The organism is Paenibacillus hunanensis (assembly GCF_034055775.1).
Lineage (GTDB): Bacteria > Bacillota > Bacilli > Paenibacillales > Paenibacillaceae > Saccharibacillus > Saccharibacillus hunanensis.
The window spans coordinates 2,448,285-2,475,031 of the sequence record NZ_CP139194.1; the positions used below are offsets into that span (position 1 = coordinate 2,448,285).

Sequence of the window (26,747 nt, forward strand, 5' to 3'; positions counted from 1 at the left end):
GCTTAATTTTTAATGTGACGTATATAAGTTATATTTGGCAATACATAATGCTCTTGATAAGCTTCAAGAATAGTATGATTGTACGTCAATTCCTATTCATACCCAGAACGTAGGATATTTCTTATGAGCAAATAAATTGTTGTACAGCAAAGTAATACATACAATCACAATAGCACCGGCAAGTACCGGAGTGAAAAGGAATGACCAGGAGCTTGACGCAGTAATGACGATGATTGGATTTGCGCCAGCAGGTGGGTGAGTCGTTTTGGTGAGGATCATAGCAGCAATACCGAGACCCACACCCAGTGCCAGCGACCAGATCGTATAACCGAATAGATGCGAGATGAGCAGACCACATAATGTCGTAATAACGTGACCGCCAATGATATTTCTCGGTTGTGATAGAGGTGCCTCCGGCAGAGCGAATGCCAGAACGCAGCTCGCTCCAAAAGGTGCCATGAGTAGTACCGCATCCATGCTAGCTGATAAAGCTCCCAGTGCTAAAATAGCAATCGCTCCACCCACGAATGCCCACCATGCTTGCCACACATTAATAAGCAATGGAGAGCGAGAAGTCGAACCAAATTTACGAAAATAATGTTTTAGATATGTCATGATACTGCACAACCTTTCCATCCATGTCCTATATTTTATACATATGCTGCTATGGATTAGTGTACAAGCGACTTATCTATCTGTAAAATTGATAATACTAATAAATATATCTAAAAAACTGATGGAGTGATCTATAGATGCTTAGTCAAATCGAAGGAAAGTATATCTATACATTTTTGAAGGTGTACGAATATCGCAATATTAGTAAAGCCTCATCTGTTCTCGGATTCTCGCAATCGTCGGTCACCAATCATATTCAGCTAGTTGAGCAAATGGCTGGAGCCAAACTATTTGAGCGCATGATTCATGGTGTCGTTCCGACGGAACAGGGTGAGATTTTTGCTAAGTATGCTTATCGCTTCATGAAGCTGGCTCAGGAGATGAAGGATGAAATTCAGGGGATTCGTAGTACGATCAAAGTCAAAGCGCTGGAGTCCTTTTGCGTAACTCAATTCTCGGAGCCGCTGGTCGGATTTCTGGAGCAGCACCCACGCTTGGAGATCGAGCTTACCACGGCTTTTCAGCAGCATATTGTAGATGAGGTGCTTCAGCAAAAGGTGGATGTAGGCATTGTGCCTTTTCATCCACATATTGCGAAGCTAAAGTATACGCCGATTGTGCAGGAGAAGTTCGTATTCGTATGCTCAAGTGCAATCGCATTAGAGGAAATGATGAACAATGAGCTTCGTATGATCGGCTTTGGCAACCATTGTATGTATCAATCGTTAACGGACAAACGACTCACTGAGCTTGGCAAAACTCATTATCGCAATATCACCTACACGAGTCTGGAAATGATCAAGCAGACTGTACTAGGTGGTGCAGGCATTGCCCTGATGCCTGAAAGTGCTATCAAACAGGAGCTGGATACCGGGCGATTACAGACGATCGAGCTAGGAGAACCCATCTGGATTGAGCATGGTGTGATCGAGCATGCATCCGCAAAGCGTAATGCGAATACGGCGTTGTTCAAGCAGTATATCGTGGATTATTTTGAGAAAGAAGGAGGGTATGTATCGGTTTATTGATAACAGAAACGTACTATTTTTACAGCTATACTCAGTTGGATTGACATGTGTCTGGCTTGTTATTTTTACATGTATAAAGACATTATTTTCAAGTGTATGCAGCATACTCTGCTCTCGCATCATACTCTGCACAGGCAGGTTATGCGGTGAGGGGAGTATGCTTATTGGTCTATCATTCCATCGAAACTGCCGAAACGAAACCTCGATCCTGCCGAACAATCGAATAATTCAAGTGAATCCTCATATTGTTCAACTCCAACTAGTTTCAACCACCAAGCTAGCTCCACATCTTCTGTATAAATTTCAATTAATTCTGTGATTTCTTCAATTTGTAAGCGCTATCTTTAACCTATGATGGAAAGGCATCAACGGCTTTGCAGTCTATGCAGTTCCACCAATTTGCCTGTGAAAAGGAGAGGAAGCGATGAACAGACAAGCCAGAACGATGTGGCGCACATTGGGCGTTCAGGTAATGACGCTTGCGCTTATGCTACCCGCGTTTACCTGGGGCAGTGCGGACACGAATCGTGCTGAAGCGGCAACGGTATCACGTACGATCTCGGTTGATACAAGTCAGGTAGTACAATCCGATTTTCTTGGTGTCGGTGTTAACATTATTCCGACCAATCTGATGGAGCTCGGTACACGATATGGATACAACGATGCGTACTGGGCGATGGATGCGAACCGAATCGAGAAAATTCAACCGAAGGTTGCTCGCGTCTGGTTCCAGATTGACTGGATGGAGCCACAGAAAGGCACCTATACATTCAATAGTGACAAGATGAAAGCATTTTATAAATACATGGATGCTCTGAAAACAGCAGGCACTGAGGTGGAGCTGAACTTTGGCTGGAAGGTGGGCAGCACGGTACAGAGCTGGTTTAACATTCCTGGCTTAAAAGATCCCTATGTAAGTGCCCCGGCTGATCTGGATGCATATGCTGTATCGGCATCGGCTGCACTGAATGAACTACTGAACCAGCGCGGATACAACAATATCAAATACTTAACGTTCTACAACGAGCCGAACGGAAGCTGGGATTTTGAAGGCCCGGCTGACCAGAAGGCTTACTATGCGCAAATGGTACAGAAGGTGCATAACCGTCTCACAGCAGATGGGTTACGCGATCGCATTGAAATCTGGGGCCCTGAGGAAACAGGCGCTCTCGACTGGATGCAATATATGAAAAATAATGCGGACAGTGCATTTGATGCCTATACCTTCCACGTGTATGGCACTAGCTACGATGGTCTGGGCAATGTGATCTCCGATCGTCATGCCGCAGCAGGCTCCAAGCCTGTCGTGATGACGGAATTTGGCTGGGCAGATGATGATGCTAGCAACTGGAATGCCGGCTTTGCCAACTCGGTCATTCGTGCCGCGAATGATGGCTTGCGCGGTGCGCTCATGTGGCAGATGAATGGCGCATGGTCAAGCGATCCAGATGGAGATACGAATGGTACGTATACGATGTGGCATTCCTTGCCGCTGGATCGTGATCCACGTAAAACGTATTATTCCGCTGGCTTCCTGAATCGCTACATTCCGGAGCACAGTCAGGTACTGAAAGTGAACACAGGTGGGGCAAGCGATGTGCGTGCTTCCGCGTTCCGTGGAGCGGATGGCAACTACACCGTACTGGTGGAGTCGAAGGGTGATAGCGCACAGCAGCTCACGATTGACTTCGGTAACACCAGTATCAACAAAACCTTTTACAAAATGACGTATCGGGATAGCGTACAGCCGAATGCACAGGCAACCCTGCCGGTAGTAGAAAACACATTCGCTGCACAAAAATCATTTATCGATAATAGCACCGATACAGGCTACCACTTCTCCATTTATACAAGCGCTAAGCCACAAACACAGGTTGAAGTGACACCGATCGAAAAAACAGTAACAGGGGGTCAAACGTTGCAGCTACAAGCGAATACGATTGACGCCACCTATGGAAACACAAGCGTAGCTGCGGTAACTGAGGATACGTATGGTACAGAGACTGATTCGGATTCCACATCTAGTGAAACGATGAAATCATCGACAGCTGAAGGCACTAGAAGCAATGCAGATGAGCAGGCGGTGGCCGCTTTATCGGCAAGCGAACAGGTGACAAGTACTGTCACAGCGTCGTCAGTCAGCAAGTCGGGTGATTCCACTGCGAACGCAGTCGCCGCTTCAAGTGAGGCAACAGCTACAGAGCAGGCAACGACTGATCAAGCGACAGCGAACACGCAAGCACCAGACGAATCGACTACTTCGTCTGATGCTAAAGTGGATACCGATAAGGAAAAAGGCACCGCGGTTGCAGATCAAACATCGGCTACAGAGCAATCCGCTCCAAGCAGCGAGGAAGCATCTGCGACCGAAGCAGAGAGCGTCACCGAATCCACGTATACACTGGCTGCAACGAATGTGACATGGACGGTGCTGGGCAGTAATAACGGCACGATCACAAGCAATGGCCTGTATACTGCACCGGATGTGTCGACAGAGCGAATGGTCGCGATTCGTGCGACAAGCAGCACAGCTCCAGGTGCATATGGAATCGCGCTGATTAAAGTCATTCCACGTCATGTAGACACTCGCGTGGATGCACCAACGTTTAGCCTGACACCAGGCATTTATAATTCCGCAGAAGCGGTATTTATCGAAAGTGCAACTGCGGGTGCGCAGATTCGCTACACGCTGGATGGCACAACACCAACGGCGTCGTCTACCCTGTACAGCAATTCGGTCATTTTACCTAATGGCGGTACACGGATGCTGAAGGCGATTGCAATCAAGTCGGGGCTTACTAATTCTGGCGTAACCTCGGGCTTGTACAAAACGCTGGATCAATCGATTGGGCCAGATGGCTACCAGTTCTGTGCGTATGAGAGCAAGACCTGCTCCTTTAACGGACAGGCGATGGTTGCCTACGGTGCAGACGGCATTTTCAAATACAAAAAGCTGACCGACGGTGCGCTCTGTACGGATGAAGTATTCGGCGGCGATCCAGCGCCAAATGCAGCGAAGCGTTGCTTCTATACAACGACGATTCCGAACGAAGTACCGGTAGTGACGATCTTTAACACTGATTTTGAAAAGCCAGAAACAAGCTCGATCAAGCCAGGGCCGTTTACAAATGGCTGGGTGTTTGACTCTCGTTCCGGTGTGCAGCGCAATGGTAGTGCGTTTGGAGCGGCTACTGCGCCTTCGGGACAGCAGACAGCCTATTTGAAAACAGACGGTGGTATTAACGGCACTATGTCTCAGCAGCTGAACTTCCCGGCAGGCACATACAAGCTAAGCTTCCAGGGAGCTACACGTAGCGGCTATGGTATTCAAACCTTTGACGTGTATGTAGATAGCCAGAAGGTAGGCAGCTTTGCTCCACAGTCCAGCTCATATACAACGCTGACGACCAACGCCTTTACGGTCACTGCGGGCAAGCATAACGTCAAATTCGTAGCGACCTCGAATACAGGTGATCATACTGCATTTTTGGATAGCATGATCATTCGCGAGGCATCCAGCACGCCTGATCCAGAGCCTCCAGTGACAGGTGAGCTGAAAAACGGTGGCTTTGAAACACCAGCGATCGCCTCCAGCAGCTCAACGAAAACAAGAGTCGGCCCATTCACCAGCGACTGGGTATTCGACAGTCGTGCCGGTATTCAGGGCAATGGTAGCGTATTTGCTCCAGCAGCCAATGCACCTGAAGGAACACAGACCGCTTATTTGAAAACCGACAATGGTGTCAATGGTTCGATTCAACAGCAGCTCACGATGGCAGCAGGCACGTATAAGCTGAGCTTTAAGGGTGCGAAACGTACCAATCTAGGCGGTACGCAAACCTTTGATGTGTATGTGGACAGTAATAAGGTCGGTACGTTTGCACCTAACTCCGGCATCTATACCAGCTATACAACGAGTGCGTTTACCGTAACCGCTGGTCAGCATACGATCCGCTTTGCAGCGACATCAACGACAGGTGATAATACTGCATTTATCGATGATGTGAAGCTGACGGCTCAATAAGAGCGTCTTATTCTAGCCTGAACGATAGGAACACGTACAAATGATGCGTACATGAATGATGACATGTATAGCATCAACAGGGATGGGCCAGGAGCAGACCAATACGGCGATTGTCGTGTAAGGTCATTCTGCTTCTGGCCTTCACCCATGAGAGAGGGGAACGAGATGAAACAATATACAGCGAATCATATATTCAGCAAGGATGATCAGGATCGTCAAGATTTTGCGCCACAGTTTACACCATGGGAGCTTCCTATTACGTCGGTATCAACAACGATTATAGGCGGCGATGAAGTAAAACGGCATCAAGCAACACAGATTGGCGAACAGGATTCAGCATTACGAATGAACCTGGATGGTACATGGCAGCTTGCCGAGGAGGGGGCTGATGCAGATCGTCTGCATGGTGAATGGCATGATGCGATAGCTGCACAGGTGCCAGGCAGCATTCATCAGGCACTGGTCGCTGTTGGACAATTAGCAGATCCGTCCTTTGGTACCCATGCTGCATTAGCTAAGGAATATAGTCACCGTACGTGGTGGCATAAATATACATTTACTCTGGATGACCCTGAGGCATGGAAGCGTGGTCGACTTATTTTTGACGGTGTGTCTCCAAGCTGTGAGGTGTGGCTGAACGGGCATAAGCTGGGAACCCATGAGGGCTCATTTGGCGGCCCTGAATATGAGGTGGCAGCACAATTACAGCAGCAGAATACGATAATCGTGAAGGTTCATCCTGCGCCACTCGGTAATGAGTGGAATGTATGGCATTCAGCGATTGTGTTCAACTGCAACTATGGCTGGCATTATGTGAATCTGCCTGCGGTCGGCATCTGGCAAAGTGTACGATTGGAAGCTTTACCTCAGCAGCATGTACTTCATCCATTTATCGCTGTGCATAGCGTCGACGATGCTCATGCAGGACGAGTGGAGCTGACCTTTGAATTAGCTGAAATGCCGCTAGCTGGCGATCGTGTGTATGGCTGGATTGAGCTAGAGCAGGGAAAGGGGAAGATTGCACAAGCTCCAAGCCAACATTCAAACGCATCCAAAGCGCTTTTTTTCGAATGGCAATCATCTGATGCTAATTCCCTCACCTCCACGGATAGCGGAAAATATACGGTACGGATGGAGCTGACTATCCCCGAGCCTCAGCTGTGGTGGCCGCTGGATATGGGTGAGCAGGCGCTCTATCGTCTAACGCTTGCATGTGTGCGAGCTGAACAAGCTATATCCTCCGTTGCCGTGCAACAGACAACCTCTATGGTCAGTCGCATCGAAACGACATTTGGCATTCGACATATCGAGATGCAGCCTTTTGCCGAAGGGGTGAAATCGGATGAGTATAAATGGACGTTTGCTGTCAACGGCGTGCCTGTATTTGCGAAAGGAACAGGCTGGTGCACACTGGATGCATTGATGGATTTTCGGCGTGAGCGGTATGCCCATTTCCTCGGGCTGGCTGCTGAGCAGCATGTAAATTTTATGCGTGCATGGGGTGGCGGTATTCCAGAAACTGATGATTTCTATGATTGGTGTGATCGACTGGGCATTATGATTATGCAGGAATGGCCGACCTGCTGGGGCAGTCATGCGAATCAGCCACGTGCAGCGCTGGAGGAAACGGTGCGGCGTAATACACTTCGTCTGCGTAACCGTCCCTCACTTGTCATGTGGTGTGGCGGTAACGAGACGAGCAGTGAGCTCGATCATGAAGCCATGCGAATGATGGGCAGACTGGCGATTGAGATGGATGACACACGTCCATTTCACCGTACCGATCCGCTGGGTGGTAGCACGCATGATCACATCGTATGGAATGGCTGGACACCTGCGTATAGCTTTGACTATTATGCAGGGCTAGAGGATCGACTACTAAGTGAATTTGGTCTCGCATCTGCGCCAACGATGGAATCGATGCAGCGATATATGCCGATTGAGGAGCAACAGATATGGCCGCCACCTGTAGGTGAAAGCTTTTATGCGCATTTACCTGCGTTTGATACACGAGATGAGATGCGTATTCTGTCGGAGTTCGCAGGTTCATTTATACCGTGCGATTCGTTAGAGAGCTTTGCTATTGGCACACAGCTGGCGCAGATTGTATCGCTACGACATAAGATGGAAAGCGCTCGTTGTCACTGGCCGCAGCAGACGGGAGTTGTGACCTATAAGCTAAATGATGTGTATCCCGGTGTATCATGGTCAACAATTGATTGGTATGGCGTCCCTAAGCCATCGCATTATTTTACAGCAGACGCTTATGCTCCACTGGCAGTATATGTATTGTTCAAGCAGCTGAATAGCCCTGAGCAGGCGCAGCACCTACCTGTATATCTGGTCGATGAGCAGGGTGTATGCAATGGGCAAGCTTGGAAGGCAAATGTACGTGTATACGATGCCAGTCTACGGGAGATGATGCATCACACCTGGGAAGGAGCGTCTGACGGAACTACGGGTGAAGTTGAAGCATCGCAAGCAGCTCCACAATCCCGTAAGCTGGGTGAGCTGGAACTGCAAGGCTATGCGCTGGAAGATTCCCCTGTATTGATCGTATCGGAGCTGTATAACGGAGAGGACTTAGCTTATCGCACCTTTTACTGGCTGAATTTTGACGCTCGTCCAGGGGTATTGTTCGATTTGCCACGTACAGAGCTACAATGGACACCGTTGACCGATGCTCATTCGCGCGCTAATAAGCAGGAGTATCCAGATCCAGTGTCCGAAGCTGAGAGTGAGCGTTATCCATACGCTGTCCGTGTAGCCAACCGTGGCGATCAGCCTGCTGTAGCTGTTGAGCTATATCATACTGGTAGTACACCACAGAACTACGCACTGGCTAAACAGCAATTTTACTGGCTCGATGCAGGCGAAGAGCGAATCGTTCAGGTGCGTTCGCTTGATGATCTGCAAGTAAGGGCATGGAATGCAGGAGCATCGCTCGGCAACTATACGAACAATCCGGTTACTGCTCACGAGCCTGTTATAGCTTCAAAAGCGAATGCACATCCGCTTCATCACCAGAAGGAGGAATAAGTATGGAACACCGAACGACAACAGGTCATACTCATACAGAGCCATCACAGGAGCAGACACGTAGCCATGATCGCCCTGTATTCCAAATTCATTCATCGGTCTCCTCTGCTCATGTTGAGCAGCGAGATCGTAATCCGCGTAGGATGGATACAGATCGCTTATATGCGGCAGAGCTGTATGATCGCTTACTTGATCCACTAGCAGAATATCGCGCCATTCCATTCTGGTCGTGGAATGATCGGATGGAGCCGGAGGAGATTCGGCGACAGGTACGAGAGATGAAGCAGGCAGGTCTGGGCGGCTACATTATGCACGCTCGCGCTGGTCTGGAAACGCCGTACATGGGCGATGAATGGATGGACTGCATTGCCGCGGGTATTGATGAGGGTCATAAGCTAGGCATGCGAGTATGGTGCTATGACGAAAATGGCTGGCCGAGCGGCTTCGCAGATGGTGTGGTGCCTGCACTTGGATTGGATTATCAGCAAAAATGGCTCAAGCTGGAGCGGTTGCAGACAAAAGAAGTGAATTCTGGAGTAAATCCCAGCGCTGACGAAGACTTCAGCACGATCGCATGGTATCGCTGGCAGGACGGACATTATGTACAGCTCCCTTCCGAGCAGCGACATGTAGCGGAGCTGCGTCTTTACTATGATATTAATCCATATTATATCGATACATTGGATGCGAACGTGGTGCGCGCTTTTATCGAATCGACGTATGAGCGTTATGCGGATCGGTTTGCCGAGCATTTTGGACAGGCGGTTGCAGGTATCTTCACAGATGAGCCGCAATATGGACGTAATCAGGTGCCGTGGTCATTTACCTTACAGCAGCGTTATCAGGAAGCATACGGTATGGATCTGTTGCAGGATTTGCCGCTATTGTTTTTGGAAGGAACCGGTCATGAGGAGATTCGCTATCGGTTCTGGCAGCTGGCGACGCAGCTATTTTCACAATCATTTATGCAGCAGATCGGGGACTGGTGTCAGGAGAAGAATATTCGTCTGACCGGGCATGTCGTATGTGAGGATCATCTGACTGCACAGACGGGTGCAGTTGGGGATGCGATGGCTTCATATGAGTATATGCAGGTGCCAGGTATCGATTGGCTGGGACGATTTATCGATAATCCGATCACACCGAAGCAGGTAAGCTCGGTCGCACATCAGCTGGGACAGAAGTTTGTATTATCCGAAACCTTCGGCTGTAGCGGCTGGAATGTATCGTTTGCCGATCTGAAATGGATTGCCGAATGGCAATATGTGCATGGGATTAATCTCATGTGTCAGCATCTACAAGGGTATAGCCTGCGTGGGATTCGTAAGCGGGATTACCCACCTTCACTGTATTATCAGCAGCCGTGGTGGAGTCAGTATCATCAGTTTAATGATTATTTTGGACGGTTATCGATGCTGATGGCGGAGAGTACGGTCGAAGCGGATATTTTACTGCTGCATCCGATTCGTTCATCCTGGCTGGTGTATACGCATCCTGTAGAAGGGGCAGATGAAGCGATCGCAAGGGGAACGCAGCTTGGTGTAGAGCGTGGTGAGCGGATTAATCAGGATTTTGTACAGATTAGCGAATGGCTGGGCGCTCTGCATTATGGACATGATTATGGCTCAGAAAGTATTATCGAGCATCATGGACGTATCGAAGGTAAGCAGCTTGTAATCGGACAGGCAGCCTATGGAACAGTCATTTTGCCGCCAATGCTCACGATCGGCTCGACTACACTAGAATTACTCCTGCGTTTTAGCGAGCAAGGAGGGCGGATTCTTGCGCTGGGCGCCTTACCAGAAATGGTAGATGGCAAACCGGATGAGCGACTGAGCGAGCTAGAGCTGCGCACGCCATGTCTGCCTTTGGAGCTATCTGCGGTACAGCAATATGTGCGGGAGCATGTGCCCGCCTCTATTATACTGCATCAGATCGAATACAGTTCGGAACGTTCAAAAGCAATAGCGAATTTGACAGAGCCGACAGCGCTAATAGAGCTTAATCCTGTCACGCAATCCCCGTTACTCAGCCGTATTCATACGGTTCAAGTCGCTTCCGCTGAGCAAGCCGATCAGCGTCATCCTGCTTCACTGGAAAATGAAAATATAGTAGCAGAAGTGGGAGTAAGCTCAGACACACTAAACATGCAGCCTGATCGACTGGTCTATATTGTGAATACAGACCGAGAGCAGGGATATCATGCAATATTCGAGCTTAGCTCGTTCGGAGATGGCAATCAAGCTCAAGTCGATTATATTAATCTAGAAAATGGAACGATCCAGCCGCTTAATATTCTTTTGAATGCGCAAGAACAGCTACACATCGAGCTGGACTTTGCACCTGCGCAATCGTACATGCTACGTGTCAGTGAAGCGACTTCTCCAGCAGAACATAGATCCATCGATTCAACAGAAGTACGCGAGGCTCAACATGAATCGCAATCGACTTCATGGAGTGAACATGAATCTAATTCGCCAATTCAGCAGCATGTACAAGCGAATCGTTCCACAGACGACCAAGCAACCGGTATCGTGAGCGGCTTGCATGGCTCCACTACTTCTGCCGCGCCGTCATCAGCGGTGATGATGCCTGCACAGGATTGGGCGGTTAAACTCAGTGATCCGAACAGTATCACACTGGATCGTTGTCGCTGGCGGATTGCAGATGGCGAGTGGTCTGCACCGGAGCCGATTATTTTCGTACAGCAGCATTTGATCAAAATAGGGCATCCGGTAGATGTGGAGCTGGAGTTTACCGTAGAAGCAGCAGCTGGCGATTATTTGCAAAGGGAGATGTTTCTAGCTCTGGAGGAACCGCAGCGCTATAAGATATCGATCAATGATCAGCCGCTGGAGCAGCAGGAGCTAGGCTGGTGGCGTGATATCGCCTTCCGTAAGCTGGACATTCGTGGTTTATTGCATGAAGGACAGAACCGAATCGTGCTTGCAGGGCATTTTGCTAATTCGGAAGCGACGTATGAGGCAGCAGCGAGAGCGGCGGCATTCGAGTCCGAAGGAAACAAGCTATTTTATGATACCGAGTTGGAAAGCATCTATATTCTTGGTCATTTCGCTGTTCAAAGTATGACGGAATATACGTACGAAGGAGTGGATGCGATCTATACAGAGGGGCCTTTCCAATTGCTAGAGCCTCAGGACACCGCGCGTACGGGCGATTTGACTACAGAGGGATTACTATTTTATGCAGGCAATGTACAGTTAACACGCCCTTTGCTCGTTACGGAGCTACAGCCCCATGAGCGTGTATGGCTAGTATGCGAGCGTCCGCATGCGGTACTATCGCGTGTATTCATGAATGGTCAGGAATGCTCAACCTGGATGTGGGCGCCTTATGAAGCGGATATTACCGATTGGCTCCAACAAGGCGAAAATGAGCTTACGATTGAGCTATTATCCAGCTGCCGTAATCTGCTCGGGCCGCATCATCATGTGCGTGGAGAACTGACGATGGTGGGCCCGGATAGCTTCACCGACCAGCCGAGCTGGACAGATGGTAACTTTGATGGCGATTCGATCTATGTGGATCGATATTGCATGGTACGATTCGGTCTGGCAAGCGAGCCGCAGCTTGTTATTCGCTCTAGTTAGCCGTTCTAGAGTGAGGTTTAGCATCATGGAGATGAGGAAGATCATTAAAATGCAAGAACTCAAGAATACTAAAACATCAAAACACCAGAACTCAAGAACACCAGACACCAGAACACCAAAATGTAGCAGATCAGAAGCGGAAGATTCGAGGACATTTAGGTGATAAAACAATCAGAGGATAAAACGGTCAAACCGTATATCGATGACTACTTTTATACAGCATGAACGTTAAACGCTGACGCCAATTTGATATCGATCTAGCTACAGGCCGAACACCGAACACTGGTGTTCGGCTAATATTCAATATGGAAAGGAATGATCGCTTATGTTCACACAATCGGCAAGTACAAGCTTGCAGCCACTACATATTCATTCCAGTGGTAGACATCTGGCAACAGCAGATGGACAGCCCTTTTTCTGGTTGGCTGATACAGCATGGGAACTATTACATCGGCTGGATATGAAAGAAACGGAGCATTATTTACGTAAGCGTGCAGAGCAAGGCTTTAATGTGATTCAGACGGTGCTGCTCGCTGAGCGAGATGGACTGTTCACACCTGCTGCCAATGGACGTGTACCGTTGCTGTTAGACCAAAACGTACAGCCTGATCCTTTGCAGCCTGATCTAGCTGGCGACAATTCGTATTGGCATCATGTGGATGCGGTGCTGGAGCTGTCGCAATCGCTGGGATTGTATATTGCCTTACTTCCAGCATGGGGAGATAAGTTCAATCTGTCTGGTGGGATTGGCCCGGAAATATTAGAACCGAACAATGCGTATGGCTATGGAAAATGGGTGGCAGAGCGATACAGTCATCATCCACATCTGATCTGGGTGCTTGGTGGCGATCGTGCGCTGGAAACCGAGCGACATTATGATATTATCCGTCAGATGGCGCGAGGGATTGAAGAGGGCAGCACGGAGCAACGCTTGATGACCTTTCATCCGAAGGGAGGCGTCTCGTCATCTCGATATGTGCATACCGAATCCTGGCTTGATTTGCACATGATTCAGTCCAGTCATGGTGCAGGAGTGCGCGATAATTATCGTCTGGTCGAGCATGATTATACGCTAGAGCCTGTACGTCCAACACTGGACGCTGAGCCATGTTATGAGGATATTCCGATTGATTTTAATCCGGTAAATGGATATTTTGATGAAGCGGATGTGCGTCAGGCTGCCTATTATGCAGTATGTAGCGGAGCCTGCGGACATACGTATGGGCATCATTCGGTATGGTCAATGTATCGCGGGAGAGACGATGCAGCATGGGCAGATAGCAGTGCTGGATTTTTCATTATGACCTGGCAGCAAGCGCTTGAACGTCCAGGTGCCCGGCAAATGCAGCATTTGCGCGCGTTAATGGAACGGGTTGATTTTACCGAAGCGAAGCCAGCACGTCATCTGCTAGAGCAAGCACTGGGTGGGGCGAATACACCGGTTGCATGCTGTGGGAAAAGCTTCATGTTTATCTATTGTCCAACAGGACTGTATGTTAAAGTAAGATTAGGACAAATCGAAGGAGCTTCTGTGGAGGCGGTATGGTACTGCCCGCGTACAGGAACATATGATTATGCGGGCACGTTCAGTAATACCGGCAGTCACATATGGGAAGCGCCTTCAAGTGGTAGAGGGCAGGATTGGGTATTATGCCTGTTCAGCGATGAAGAGTATTCGCAGGCAGCGTATCGTTCTTCCCGAGCGTAAGCTTCTGCAAGCCCTGCACTGAACCTGAATCGAGGAGTGAGCGGAATGTACAATGTGATGATTGTCGAGGATGAGATGCTTGTGCGCATCGGCTTGAAAAACTCGGTCGATTGGAGTCGATTTGGCATGCAGGTCATTGCCGATATGCCAGATGGTCAGAGCGCACTGGAAACCTATAATAAGGATAAGCCGGATGTGGTGATCACCGATATTCGTATGCCACGTATGGACGGCATGGAGCTGATCTCCCGTATTCGTGAACAGGATCGGCAGACGCGCATTGTCGTGCTGTCCTGTCTGGAGGAATTCGAGCTTGCCCGGCGTGCAATGTCGCTCGGCGTATCTGGCTACATTCTCAAGCTCACGATGACCGAGGATGAGATTGCAACGACACTGAACAGTGTGCGTCATGAACTGGATGAACAGCGTCAGGATCGTCCAGCTCAGGCTACCGCTGATACGGCTACGGTTCCATCAGCAGGATTGGAGCTAGTTAAGGAAAAGGTACTCAAGGACTTCTTGCTGTATGGCATCTATTCGGCAGGCGAATTTGAGCAATTTGTTCGTCAGAGTGGGATGCGGCTTGCCCCGGCTAGATTAGCTGTCTGCGTCGTAGAGCTGGATCAGTATGCACGGTTGCGTGACAAATTCCGCGATGAGCATGGGCATTTGATCAAGATGACCATTCTTAATATGCTGGATGAGATTACAACGACCTTCGAGCGTGGAGAAGGCTTTTATATTGATCGAACGCATTATTTATTGCTACTCAGCTTTGAGGATATGCATTCCGAGCAACAGATTCGTCAGCAGCTTCGTCTAATTGCACAGCAGGTGCAGGAAGCTGTATACGGCTGCTTTGGCAGTACCGTATCTGTAGGAATTAGCAAAATTGATAGCGCATACAAAAATCTATCCTCGCTATACCATGAGGCACAGCACACGCTCCGTAATAAGCTGCTCACAGGTGGTGGGCTACTGCACGAGCCAGATGAACGACTCGATATGGCACCGCTGGAACAGATGTTAGAGCAGCTTCGCGATCATTCGCCTGTGAAGGGGTTGCTATCCCCACTCAAGCAGGAACGTTATGGAGATTATATTCGCTTGTTAACCGAGCGCTTGCACGAAGATCCAGCGACAATGCAGCCGTTATTGTTCCAATTTGTACAATGGATCAGCACGAGTCTATATGAGCAGCATCAGAATGAGAAGCTGCTGCTGCTTGATATTACAGCAGAGCTGGAGCAATGCGATACATTGCCTGATATGCTGGAGCAGGTTCGTGAGTACTTTGTCCATGTAGCAGAATATGCGCATAGTCTGCTGCATATGAGTCATGAGATTGCTCGTGCGATCCAGTATATTAAGCAAAACTATGCGCAGAACATCAGCCTTCAGCAGGTCGCTGAGCATGTATCACTAAGTTTTGGTTATTTGAGCAATCTGTTCAAAAAGGAGCTGCAAATTACATTCGTCGATTATCTCAATCGCTATCGCATCGAGCGTGCGAAGGAGCTACTCATCGGTACGAATATGAAATCCTACGATATCGCTGTACAGGTCGGCTTTTCGCCTGAATATACGTATTTTAGTAAAGTATTCAAAAAAGTAACCGGACTCAATCCGAATGAATATCGCCGACAATCGCTCAAGGGTGGCAATGCCGTTGATATTACGGGGGCGAAGCGCGAATGAAGCGATGGAGACGATCCGGTAAAACAGGTAATATTCAGCATCTTGGTACGCAGCTGATCGTCTACTTTATGGCGGTCAGCATTATTGTATTCTCACTGGCTACGTATTTTCTATATACATTTATGCTGGGACTGATCAAGGAGCAAAATGAAAAGCTACTCTACCAGCAATTCCAGCAAAATGATCACAATATTCATAGCCTGATCAGCGATGTAGATCGCTTGTCCAAGCTATTTTTACTGGATAGTAATGTACAGAGCTACCTGCAAAATAATGATTACCGCACCCAGCTTGAAAATATCGAACTGAAAAAAGAGGTCTATGCACGGATCGCCAACTTTATTAGCAATTATAACTATATCCACTCCATCTATATGATCACTGACGATAATGGTGCACTGGGCGGAGACGCTACACGCACACTGGTGCATGAGGAAGCCGCATGGACGGCCAACTTTTTCCGGTCAAAGGGCTATGAGCAGGCAAAACAAGCCTTTCCCGGTCTGACGGTGACGGGTGGTATGACCGAGTCGTATTATAATCCCTATGTTAGCGGCGACAAGGACGATCGACTGATTAGTCTGATTCGCGGTGTACGGGCGCTATATGAGCCGAATACGAATGCGACCGTAATTTTCAATCTGGATGAGCAATATCTGGCATCGACGTATTCCGCATCCCTCGATATGGCAGAAGGCAATGCGTATATTATCAATGGGCAGGGGACAATTATCTCTGGTAGCAGTGCCGACGAAGTGGGCAAGCAGAGTCCTTACCTGCCGCCAACCGGCGATCATTCGACCTTTGGCAGCTATGATACGGTGAAAAATGGCGATCCGATTCAGATCGTCTATTATAAGCTACAGGATGGAGACTGGTATATGCTGCGTGAAGTGCCGCTCGGGCTCTTTTCACAGCAGATCTTCTCGGTGCAGCGCATTATGGTGATTGTTTTCTGCGTGAGTATTTTGCTGATCTTCGGCATATCCTATTTTTTCCTGAAACGAATGATCCGGCCACTCAAGCTACTGGCACATAAGCTACGTGATATGAGTCAGGGCGAGCTGGGAGTGACCTTTAACGATATTCCGAACAACGAGTTCGGCACAGTGATGAGGCGATTCAACGAAATGTCACTTAGCATCGTCCAGCTGCTGCGGCGTAATAACGAGATTCAGGAGCAACGGCGAGAGCTGGAGATCGAAGCGCTACAATATCAGATCAATCCCCATTTTCTATACAATACACTCAATATGATTCGCTGGATGGCAACGATGATCAAGGCCGAGCAGATTGTAACGAGTGTAGTAGCGCTCGGAAATATGCTGCGTCCAATCTTCGCCAGCAAGGATAGCATGTGTACCCTGCGCGATGAACTGAGCTATCTGGAAAACTATATCAAAATTATCAATTTGCGCTTTAACAGTACAATCGAGTTCACGTTTGACATCGAGCCAGAGCTACTGGATTGCCGAATACCGCGCTTTATTTTACAGCCACTCGTTGAGAATTCGATTCAATCCGGTCGTCAGGATGGAGAAGGGATCGAGATTAGTATTGAAGCGTATGAGGATGGGCGAGACTTATGGTTATCGGTCGTCGATTCTGGCAGTGGGTTTGATAATGAACTGCGTGAGCAGCTGAATCGGCAGCTTGCAGCAGGAGGGAGAACGGACAGTCAGAGTATTGGGCACGGAAGCGGGGCGGATCGATATCAGAATGAAGCTAGCCTTGATGCAGATGAAGTAGACGCTGCCCAACGCTCAGTATCCTTCGGGCAAAATGGTGTCCGCAATCCTGCCAGCAGCTCTAATTACTCTACTGGAAGTACAGAATATACAAGCAATCCGAGTAACGCAGGCACCTCAGTTCACTCAAGCAACCCAAGCAACCCAAGCAACCCAAGCAACCCAAGTACGTCTAATCCCACTATGAGCACCAGCGGAGGTAGCGGAGTGGGGCTGTATAATATCAATAAACGCATTCAGCTTTATTTTGGAGAGCCGTATGGAGTGACGATTCCACAGGTGCCGCATGGTGCAGAGGTCACGATTCGTTTGCCACGATTGGTGGATGAAGCATCGACTCCACTGCGTAAGACGGATGGCATGAGCGGCGTATAGTAGTAGTTCATTGTTTTTCACAATTCATGCTATTGCTCTGGCAGAAGCTATCCGCGCATTCATTTGCGTATGCGTACCAGCGTGGTACAATGCAAGCATACCATGTGCTGGACGGATTGCCTGTAACGAATCTGTCTGCCGATTACGACAAATGGGGGTCATTGTGATGCTACTCTGGAACGGAAAGCTGGTCGAAGAAGAACAGGTACGTGTATCTTATCGAGATCGTGGATATTATTTTGGTGATGGCATCTATGAAGTATTCCGCTTGTACAACGGCATACTGTTTGAAAAGGAAGCCCATCTGGATCGCCTGTATAACAGCTTGCGCGAGATCAAGATCGAGCTTCCATGGAGCCGCGAGCAGCTGAGCGGTATGGTGGATGAGCTGGCTGCTACACTCGGTCAGCAGGATGGTATTCTGTATATTCAGTTTACCCGTGGTGAGGCAAAGCGTGCCCACATTTTCCCTGAAGTATGCGAAGCGGTGATGCTGGGCTATTGCGAGCCGCTGGTACGTCCAGCTGATTCGATCGAAAATGGGATTGAAGCGATCACACTGGAGGATATCCGCTGGCTACGTTGTCACATCAAATCACTGAATCTGTTAGCGAATACGCTTGCCAAGCAGGAGGCAGTGGAAGCAGGTGCGAAGGAAGCGATTCTGATTCGTAGCAATGATACGGTTACAGAATGCACCGCATCCAATCTACTGATCGTGAAGGATGGTGTCATCTATACACATCCGAATGGCAATCTGATTCTAGATGGAATTACCAAGCAGGTGGTGAAGCGTCTTGCTCACCAGCTAGATATTCCTTATGTAGAGCAGGCTTTTGGCAAGCAGCAGCTACTGGACGCAGATGAGGTCTTTTTAACGAGTACGACGATGGAAGCAACACCGATTATTAGCATTGATGGTCGCCCGGTAGGTACAGGTACACCGGGTGCAGTGACGCGGCGCTTGCAGGTCGCTTATGTGGAACTGGTGGAGCAACTGGTGCGGCAGGGAAGCTCATCGGTGAGTTGAAGGTTGAAATTTAATAAATTAGCACAGAATCGAAGGATCATTCATTGATGAGTGATCCTTTTTATTATGCAGTTCCAACAGATTGTTCAACCTCATCTGTAGATCGTTCAACTCCACGCCACGTTTTTTCGTCGCTTGCACAGCATCTGTAGATTGTTCAGTTTTTTTGGAAGATCGTTCATTCAGTACCAATCGACCGCATATTACACTAAATACAAGCTCAAGCAACAAGCTATATCATGCAGCATCGCTTCATTCATACCAGTGCAGCTAGCTCCTGTACTCAACAGCAAGCAGGAGAGCGCTGCATGAAAAGAAGCATCAACACATCGTTGCTCGATTATAGCTTGGTTGCCCGACATCAACAGGTTCAAGCATCCTGTATATTCAAAGGAGGTTCCGCTGTGGAGATCACGTACAAGAAAGGGGAAGTTGCCCGAACCCGTAAGCGCAGGGTGAATGCAGACGGAATCAAGCTACTGCTGATGACGTTACCTTTTATCATTTTTGTAATCGCTTTCAGTTATGTGCCGCTATTCGGCTGGGTATATGCTTTCTTTGATTATCGCCCTGGTATCCCACTTAGTCAGACGACATTTGTAGGGATGGAGCATTTCCGAGAGATGCTACATGACCGCGATATGCTTCGTGTCATAATCAACACACTGGCACTTAGCTTACTCTCCATTGTGGCAGCACCATTACCTTTGCTGCTAGCGATCATGATCTCAGAAGTACGCAGTGGCTTTTTCAAACGCCTGATCCAGACGACAACGACATTGCCGAACTATATTAGCTGGATCATCGTATTCTCACTCGCATTCAGCATGTTCAGCTCCGAAGGCGCGATTAATACGATCATTGCTCGTCTTGGGCTCAGTGATACACCGCTTAATGTGCTTGGCAATGCTGATCATGTATGGATGGTACAGACGCTCTTATTAATCTGGAAAACGATCGGCTGGAACGCGATCATTTATCTGGCAGCTATCGTCGGAATCGATGGTGAACAATATGATGCGGCAAAAATTGACGGTGCAGGTCGTATTCGCAGCATTCTGTATATTACGATTCCGAACATCATGCCTACCTTTATCGTGTTGCTACTACTTGCGGTAAGTAATCTGCTGTCCGCAGGCTTTGAGCAATATCTGGTGTTCAATAATATTATGGTCGCAGATAAGATCGAAGTGCTCGATCTGTATGTATATCGTCTCGGTCTGGTCACGAATGACTATCCATATTCAACAGCGGTCGGTATGTTCAAGTCAGTGATCAGTATCATTCTGTTGTTCATGATCAATAGCCTATCCAAGAAAGTACGCGGCGAGAGCATCATCTAAGCGATGCTCTGCCGGATAAGGAGGAAGTAAGCTATGGGCAAAGCACTAAGCATGCAAGGAGAGCGTACACGCAAACCGATTCAATGGTCAGACCTGCTATTTAACATCGTAAACTATACATTGCTATCCTTACTGCTAGTCGTGACGATCTATCCGTTTTACTACATTTTCATCTATTCAATTAGTGATTCATTTCAAGCGCAAAGTGGCGTATTTCTATGGCCTGCTGGCTTTTCTTTAGAAAGCTATAAGGCAACGCTACAGCTGAATGGCTTGCAGGACGCCGCGATTGTATCCGTGCTACGGACGATCGTCGGTACACTGTTAACTGTACTATGCTGTTCGTTCTTCGCTTATTTGATCACGAAAAAGGAAATGCCGATGCGGCGCCTTATTTATCGCTTTGTGCTCGTTACGATGTACTTCAATGCCGGATTTATCCCATGGTATTTGACGATGAAGGCATACGGGCTGCAAAATAATTTTCTGCTGTATGTATTGCCAACCGCGCTCAGTGGCTTTAACATCATTTTGATTAAGACCTTTATTGAGCAGCTTCCACCAGCGCTGGAGGAATCGGCGCGTATCGATGGCGCAGGCTACTGGACGACCTTTACACGCATTATTTTCCCATTGTCCACACCGATTATTGCGACGATTGCGGTCTTCTCGGCAGTCGGACAATGGAATACCTGGTTCGATAACTTCTTTCTCGTCGAGAATCCGAATCTACAAACGTTACAGCTCGTACTGTATAACTTCCTCAATCAGTCCAACAGTATATCCAGTATGAGCGCTGCAGAGATGACGAATTCTGCTGAGGTACGAACGATGACACCGCAATCGATCCAAATGACGATCACCATGCTGGTAACACTACCGATCGTTGTCGTTTATCCAATGCTGCAACGCTTCTTTGTTAAAGGTATTATGATGGGTGCAGTCAAAGGATAACGAACGCTGGAAAGAGTACTCATCGCTCGGTAGGATCATCTTAGCTTAATCCTCATTCCCCTCTGTTCATCCTGATGCTTGCTTGAACAGAGGAGAAGAGGGCCAGCGATAGTGAGGCTGGAAGATTACAACTATACCTACAACTTGCCAATACGTCTCATGCGCTACGAATACTTATATTACATGAACCCCCACATTAAAGGAGGCCATTCCATGCAAAAACGAAGCAAAGCCCGTGCCGTAGCCGGACTCATGCTCTCATTTATGATAACGCTTACAGCTTGTTCTGGTGGAGCAACAGGTACAGATAGTGGTGCAAGTCAGGCAGGCACGAAAGATGCGAATGGTATCGTTACACTGCGTGTACTGGTGAATGAAACCGGAACGAGCTGGAACACCTACCCAGATAGCAAAATTGCCAAAGCCATCGAAGACAAGATTGGCGTAAAGATCGAATACGTGGAAGCCGATGCAAATAAAATGAACGTCTTACTCGCCGGTGGCGATCTGCCGGATATCGTTCGCGCCGACCCTACCCAGTACGGTAAGCAGCTGATCGATGGTAATCTGATTATCCCGATGGACGACTTGATGGATAAATACGGTAAAGATGTAGAGAAGACGATCCCAACCGTAGTCGATTATAGCCGTAAAAATTGGAGCGAAGGACAGAACAAGCTCTATTTCCTACCACCACAGGTACAGGCTGACCCAAGTCCAGTCTATCCGAATCTGACGATCGGTCCAACGATCCGCTGGGACTACTACAAAGAAATCGGTACACCACCGATTGAAAATCCAGATGATCTGTTAAATGTATTACAGCAGATTAGTGCCAAGCATCCAACAACCGATGAAGGCAAAAAAGTATACGGCGTATCGATGTGGCAGGACTGGGGCTTATGGCCGTATATCATTCCATTCACATGGGCAACAGGCCAGCAAGCAAGCGGAAGCTCCGACTTATTTGCCAAGCCACTCGGGGAGCATCGTCTGATCAATGTACTGACTGACGAGAATTCCAACTACTGGGTAGCGATGAATTTCTACAACAAAGCGTATCGTATGGGACTGCTTGACCCGGATGCATTAACGATGAAAAATAACGACTACATGGCAAAAGCAACAGCCGGTCAATTCATTCTTGGCCCAGCAACATGGGCAATGGGTGATTTTAATGCCAAGTATGCAAAGGATGGCAAAGGCTTTATGGTCATCCCGGCAGGTAAACAGGCATGGAGTGGCGGCGTGCGTCCTGTAGGCTGGTCAGATAAGAGCTATGCGATCTCCAAAAGCTCCAAATATCCAGAAAAGGCAATGGAATTCCTGAACTATATTCACTCCTATGAAGGTGCGCGTACGATGTACAGCGGCATTGAGGGTGAGAACTGGAAGGTAGAGAATGGCAAGCCACAGCTGACCAAAGAAACGATTGATATGAAGGTAAATGGTGGCGATGCATGGGAGCGTAGTGGTATCGCGCTGGATCAGAACCTGATTGGTCTGGGTGGTAGTGTCATCGATCCGAACAACGACACACCAGTCAATCTGTTCTCCACCGAGGAAGCGATGGCTGCTAGCTCAACCACACTGGAGAAGGATTTCAGTAAGCACTATAACGCGACATATCCAGGCGAAGTGTTCTCCAAGCTCGTACAGGAGGGCAAGCTACAGGATGATAATACCCCACTGAAAAAGCTGTCTCCTGAGCAGATTATTAAGGAAAACACAGTCGTACTGCCGGTATTGCCAGACGATCTGCTCAAGCAAGAAACACAGCTAAAAGAGTTGGCCGCACGTACCGCAGCAACGATGATTCTGTCCAAGTCAGATGAAGACTTTGCTGCTGCCAAAGCCAAAGCTATTGATTCATTCAAGCAAGCCGGCGCAGACAAGCTGACCGAGTATATGACAACTGCCTATGCAAAGTCGTTGCAGGATGCGGGTTTGCAGTAAAAGTAACTAGCCAGTCTTGTGGATTAGCAAAATAAGTAGCGTAAGACTCAGACACTCCATTGTCTGAGTCTTACTTTATTTTCCACATACAGTATAAGTCTGTTAATATTGTAATATGGAGGTGTTTTAAATGATGGTAGGAGCTATATTTGGCGTACTTATAACGTCAATTATTGTAAGCGTACTAGCCTATTTAATAGGGATTTCACTGAAAAGAAGTAAATTGTCTTATTTGATTGCGTTAGTTTTGACTTTGAAGATTGCGCTAATAAATGGCGAACTATTCTTATTTTTAAGTGTACCCATTAGCCTGATTTTTATATTTGCAATAGATAGAGTATTCGGCAATAAAAAAAGCATTCCGATATTTTATATTTAATTTATTATTATGTATAATTTGTAATGAAAGGATGCAAAAGTAAAAATAGGAGTGAGAGGAGGAGAATCTCATTTTGAAAAAAATATTGCTTCTGTTGGTGGCGGTACTAGCTTTTTCTCAAGTATTTAACGGCGAAGCTTACCTGCATATTAACTCAAAGCTCGTTGCTATGATCATGATTGTACTCATGGCTATCATTTTAATCTTAGAATTTAAACAAAATAAGAGCATGCAAAATAAAAACTGACCCTGTAGAGTACAGTCACTTTACGATATGAAAATGCACTATAACTGGGAAAGCAGATACATCCCTAACGAAGTAAGATCAATCGAAACACCAAAATACTTAGCTTTCAGATAGACATGTAGATGAATTGAATCGTTATCTTTATAAGTAAAAACAAAATGCACCCACAATATGAACATTAGAAACCTGTTGCGGTAAGCTAATGATCATTTGTGGGTGCATTTTATATGATTATATTCCTGTATTGTAGATGCTGTTGTATACCATAAACACCATTTCCAAACCGTTAACGCCGACTACCTGGACGCGATGTATACAACACCTTGTGACTCGTTTTCCCACCATTTGTGCGTGGGGCGGGTTGAGCCGCTGCTACCGGAGTAGGGAATGCTTCGCGGAAGGTACCCAGGCAGCCATCGCATAATCTACCCTGACGAATTGGCTTTTGACAGCATTCGCATGGGAACGTCAGATTCACATAGTTATGCGAGAATTTGCCTGCTTGTATGAAACGATACAGCTCCTGCATGCCGATCCCAGAAGCCTTACTCAGCTCTTCCGTTGTGCTTTTTGGATAACGCCACAGGTGATCGAGACAGCGATTCATCGCACCATCCAGCTCATCCCGGCATCCATTACACATATTACGCAGATTTTTTTGATATACAGAACCGCAACGCGGACAATAATCGACCATCAAACTCATCAGGATCACCTCTTTCATCTATAGTACAGATCAATTGTATTTATAAAAGCCAAGTATACAGAGCGAAATACTAGAATTAATACAAGCAACAATGTGATGCCGTGAAGACAGTTTAATCACAAATAATTAAAGTCATCTTATAGGGCAACCAACGATATAAAGTATCGTTAGGAAGAATATTACTTCTAAGTCATAACTACTTTGTGGGTATATAATACTACTTTAGGACTAATGACGCAAGTCATATTACACGTGATATTCATATTATTTATAAAATTTTAGCTTTATCAACGTTATAGCTAATATTCGACAATTAGTAGCAGGTAAAATAGTACTATTAACTAGATTAGCTAATAGAAGAGTAGGCTTGTAGACATGATTCTTAATCTACCGTTACAGTGATATTTCAACATTTTCTGTATCATTCTGGCCTGGTGAGTCACATACTAGTGTATTATCTATATAAAGTTTGCATGTATTTCGGACATTTCCAATGAATATAAGCTTGCTCTATAAATGAGAAACTTCCTTGCCATTATATAAACAGCTGGTTCATAATTAATCACCCTTTTATTTCCAATTGTCAATACATTAAAAACGTCACCTGTTTCATTTTTAAACGAGCAACAAATCAAGCAATATCAACTAATCTCCATATGATCTAAAAATAAACATACAAAAAGATCGCAAACCCGTTATATCCAATGCGATAACGGGTCGCGATCTTATTTATCATTTTCAGCTCTTCCGCTTCTGAATCGATGTACTTCTTAACCGATAGCCGTACAGATTTCTACAAAATGACCATCCGGATCGGTCACATAGGCAACTGTTTGTCCCCATGGTTTGGTCTCTGGCTCGCGAACGACGCGTACACCCTGCTGGCGAAGCTGATCCAGCGTGCCGGGCACATCCTCCGTTACAAAACCGATCTCAAACGTACTAGCTGAAGGTACATCTGCCGTCAATCCGAGATCCAGTAACTCATTCACTGACTTCCGTGTATTCACCGCGAGTGTGGTAGCACCCGTCTCAAATTCAACATACGTATCCACCTGCATCTTAATCGGTAATCCGAGCAGATCGCGATAAAAGTGTAGCGAAGCCTCCAGATCATTCACATACAAAATCAAATATTTCATATTCAAGTTCATACTTATCCACTCCTAATTAATGTGTTTTCGTTGCCTTCTGCATCGTTTCCTACTCTATAGCTAGACAAAGACGTTGTACAAGCAATACGTTACAAGGCTCTCTTACTATACGATATCCTTACGCACGGTATCTTGGAAAAATCGGACAACTCCAAGCACTCTCTAACGTTGGAGCAGTTGCCCCGGTGGTAAGCCATAATACCGATTAAAGGCAAGATTCAGATGCGATTGATCATAATAACCAAAACGAACAGCCAGCTCACTAAGCGTCAGTGACTGCGGAATGACCTCTGCTGTAGCAGTGCTTGATGAATGAGAAGTAAAGGCACTAGAAGGGGATGATGTATCCATCGCTATAGAATACGCATCATTCATTTGCAAATGCCGTAACACCGCTTGAAATCGCATCATATCCGACCATTCCTTCGGCGATACACCCAGCTCCTGCTGGAACAGCCGCCGTAATGTACGATCACTATAATGGCTCTGCTGGGCCAGATCACGAACGGTCAGGCGACCTTGTTCAGCGTGAATATAATGAACAAGCTGACGCAACCGAGCCGTGTCGTTATCCTCTTGCTCCTGTACTAGCATCCATAACCAGCGCTCCGTGCGCTCAATGCGCTCCTGCATATGAGCTGCGGTAACGACATCCTCCGTCATCGGCGCTGCCTGCGCCCCCAGCCATTGCTCCAGCGTTACATGCGTGCCAGCCAGCGATGAGCCTGCATAACCGAGCAATCCTCTTACCTCACTTGCATACAGACGAATACCGAAAAATGCCATCGATTCCGTCAGCTCCATCACTTCATAGGAGCGCATCAGCGAAGCTAGAAACGCACTGCGATGATCAACAGCATATAGATCAAAAATGATATCAATACAGCCATCCGGTACAATGCGATGCCACTGAGACTTCTCCCCAGGCTTCATCATGGAGCTCCAATAGCAGCATACGATATGCTGTAAACGCAGAGCAGGCGCATATTCTACATATTGATAATGCTCATACAATAGTCCTCGCTCCAGCATCGGCGGCTGCACCGGTTGAAATCGACGCATACACATCGCTCTCCTTATATGTATCTATTTCTTCTTTCCAACATATCATAATCCTCCATTATTGATCATA

At 47.3% G+C, this 26,747-nt stretch carries 17 protein-coding genes; 13 read left to right on the forward strand and 4 right to left on the reverse strand.

What is annotated here, in order from left to right:
* Positions 1-96: 96 nt before the first annotated feature.
* Complete coding sequence (locus tag SK066_RS10010) at positions 97-615, reverse strand: HPP family protein (RefSeq protein WP_320544536.1); 519 nt, start codon at positions 613-615, stop codon at positions 97-99.
* Positions 616-752: 137 nt separating this feature from the next.
* Here SK066_RS10010 and SK066_RS10015 point away from each other — a divergent pair, with 137 nt between their 5' ends.
* From SK066_RS10015 to SK066_RS10075, 13 genes are all read left to right on the forward strand, one after another.
* Positions 753-1,643, forward strand: a complete 891-nt coding sequence (locus SK066_RS10015) for a LysR family transcriptional regulator (protein ID WP_320544537.1) — start codon at positions 753-755, stop codon at positions 1,641-1,643.
* Positions 1,644-2,067: 424 nt separating this feature from the next.
* The gene (locus tag SK066_RS10020) at positions 2,068-5,667 is read left to right on the forward strand and encodes a chitobiase/beta-hexosaminidase C-terminal domain-containing protein (RefSeq protein WP_320544538.1); all 3,600 of its coding nucleotides are present in this window, start codon (positions 2,068-2,070) and stop codon (positions 5,665-5,667) included.
* Between the two features lie 165 nt (positions 5,668-5,832).
* A complete protein-coding gene (locus SK066_RS10025; protein ID WP_320544539.1) occupies positions 5,833-8,706 on the forward strand; it encodes a glycoside hydrolase family 2 protein in 2,874 nt (957 codons plus the stop codon).
* A gap of 2 nt (positions 8,707-8,708) precedes the next feature.
* Positions 8,709-12,317, forward strand: a complete 3,609-nt coding sequence (locus tag SK066_RS10030) for a glycosyl hydrolase (protein WP_320544540.1) — start codon at positions 8,709-8,711, stop codon at positions 12,315-12,317.
* Positions 12,318-12,642: 325 nt separating this feature from the next.
* Positions 12,643-14,025, forward strand: coding sequence for a glycoside hydrolase family 140 protein (locus SK066_RS10035; RefSeq protein WP_320544541.1), 1,383 nt, complete (start codon positions 12,643-12,645; stop codon positions 14,023-14,025).
* 45 nt (positions 14,026-14,070) lie between these two features.
* Positions 14,071-15,723, forward strand: a complete 1,653-nt coding sequence (locus SK066_RS10040; RefSeq protein WP_320544542.1) for a response regulator — start codon at positions 14,071-14,073, stop codon at positions 15,721-15,723.
* Positions 15,720-17,846, forward strand: a complete 2,127-nt coding sequence (locus tag SK066_RS10045; protein WP_320544543.1) for a cache domain-containing sensor histidine kinase — start codon at positions 15,720-15,722, stop codon at positions 17,844-17,846. The genes SK066_RS10040 and SK066_RS10045 overlap by 4 nt, the downstream gene beginning before the upstream one ends.
* A 166-nt stretch (positions 17,847-18,012) precedes the next feature.
* Positions 18,013-18,876, forward strand: coding sequence for a D-amino-acid transaminase (dat, locus tag SK066_RS10050; RefSeq protein WP_320544544.1), 864 nt, complete (start codon positions 18,013-18,015; stop codon positions 18,874-18,876).
* 308 nt (positions 18,877-19,184) lie between these two features.
* Complete coding sequence (locus SK066_RS10055) at positions 19,185-20,219, forward strand: ABC transporter permease (RefSeq protein ID WP_320544545.1); 1,035 nt, start codon at positions 19,185-19,187, stop codon at positions 20,217-20,219.
* Between the two features lie 33 nt (positions 20,220-20,252).
* Positions 20,253-21,173: a carbohydrate ABC transporter permease gene (locus SK066_RS10060; RefSeq protein WP_320544546.1), complete on the forward strand. Its 921-nt coding sequence runs from the start codon at positions 20,253-20,255 to the stop codon at positions 21,171-21,173.
* 213 nt (positions 21,174-21,386) lie between these two features.
* Entirely contained in the window at positions 21,387-23,129 is a 1,743-nt protein-coding gene (locus SK066_RS10065) for a type 2 periplasmic-binding domain-containing protein (RefSeq protein ID WP_320544547.1), read from the forward strand.
* Positions 23,130-23,259: 130 nt separating this feature from the next.
* Complete coding sequence (locus SK066_RS10070) at positions 23,260-23,508, forward strand: hypothetical protein (protein WP_320544548.1); 249 nt, start codon at positions 23,260-23,262, stop codon at positions 23,506-23,508.
* A 73-nt stretch (positions 23,509-23,581) separates the two neighbouring features.
* The gene (locus tag SK066_RS10075; RefSeq protein ID WP_250345132.1) at positions 23,582-23,755 is read left to right on the forward strand and encodes a hypothetical protein; all 174 of its coding nucleotides are present in this window, start codon (positions 23,582-23,584) and stop codon (positions 23,753-23,755) included.
* Between the two features lie 286 nt (positions 23,756-24,041).
* On the opposite strand, the gene SK066_RS10080 is transcribed toward SK066_RS10075, so the two are convergent.
* The 3 genes from SK066_RS10080 to SK066_RS10090 all read right to left on the reverse strand — a co-directional run bounded on the left by SK066_RS10080 (position 24,042) and on the right by SK066_RS10090 (position 26,677).
* Positions 24,042-24,461 (reverse strand): hypothetical protein, encoded by a 420-nt coding sequence (locus SK066_RS10080; RefSeq protein ID WP_320544549.1) that lies wholly within the window; start codon positions 24,459-24,461, stop codon positions 24,042-24,044.
* Positions 24,462-25,231: 770 nt separating this feature from the next.
* The gene (locus SK066_RS10085; protein WP_320544550.1) at positions 25,232-25,615 is read right to left on the reverse strand and encodes a VOC family protein; all 384 of its coding nucleotides are present in this window, start codon (positions 25,613-25,615) and stop codon (positions 25,232-25,234) included.
* A gap of 162 nt (positions 25,616-25,777) precedes the next feature.
* Positions 25,778-26,677, reverse strand: a complete 900-nt coding sequence (locus SK066_RS10090) for an AraC family transcriptional regulator (RefSeq protein WP_320544551.1) — start codon at positions 26,675-26,677, stop codon at positions 25,778-25,780.
* Positions 26,678-26,747 lie beyond the last annotated feature (70 nt).

Coding starts and splice junctions, on each gene's coding strand:
- SK066_RS10070 (WP_320544548.1), top strand. CDS start 23,260: ATGATGGTAGGAGCTATATTTGGCGTACTTATAACGTCAATTATTGTA.
- SK066_RS10020 (WP_320544538.1), top strand. CDS start 2,068: ATGAACAGACAAGCCAGAACGATGTGGCGCACATTGGGCGTTCAGGTA.
- SK066_RS10080 (WP_320544549.1), bottom strand. CDS start 24,461: ATGAGTTTGATGGTCGATTATTGTCCGCGTTGCGGTTCTGTATATCAA.
- SK066_RS10010 (WP_320544536.1), bottom strand. CDS start 615: ATGACATATCTAAAACATTATTTTCGTAAATTTGGTTCGACTTCTCGC.
- SK066_RS10045 (WP_320544543.1), top strand. CDS start 15,720: ATGAAGCGATGGAGACGATCCGGTAAAACAGGTAATATTCAGCATCTT.
- SK066_RS10055 (WP_320544545.1), top strand. CDS start 19,185: ATGAAAAGAAGCATCAACACATCGTTGCTCGATTATAGCTTGGTTGCC.
- SK066_RS10065 (WP_320544547.1), top strand. CDS start 21,387: ATGCAAAAACGAAGCAAAGCCCGTGCCGTAGCCGGACTCATGCTCTCA.
- SK066_RS10030 (WP_320544540.1), top strand. CDS start 8,709: ATGGAACACCGAACGACAACAGGTCATACTCATACAGAGCCATCACAG.
- SK066_RS10060 (WP_320544546.1), top strand. CDS start 20,253: ATGGGCAAAGCACTAAGCATGCAAGGAGAGCGTACACGCAAACCGATT.
- dat (WP_320544544.1), top strand. CDS start 18,013: ATGCTACTCTGGAACGGAAAGCTGGTCGAAGAAGAACAGGTACGTGTA.
- SK066_RS10015 (WP_320544537.1), top strand. CDS start 753: ATGCTTAGTCAAATCGAAGGAAAGTATATCTATACATTTTTGAAGGTG.
- SK066_RS10025 (WP_320544539.1), top strand. CDS start 5,833: ATGAAACAATATACAGCGAATCATATATTCAGCAAGGATGATCAGGAT.
- SK066_RS10085 (WP_320544550.1), bottom strand. CDS start 25,615: ATGAACTTGAATATGAAATATTTGATTTTGTATGTGAATGATCTGGAG.
- SK066_RS10040 (WP_320544542.1), top strand. CDS start 14,071: ATGTACAATGTGATGATTGTCGAGGATGAGATGCTTGTGCGCATCGGC.
- SK066_RS10035 (WP_320544541.1), top strand. CDS start 12,643: ATGTTCACACAATCGGCAAGTACAAGCTTGCAGCCACTACATATTCAT.
- SK066_RS10090 (WP_320544551.1), bottom strand. CDS start 26,677: ATGCGTCGATTTCAACCGGTGCAGCCGCCGATGCTGGAGCGAGGACTA.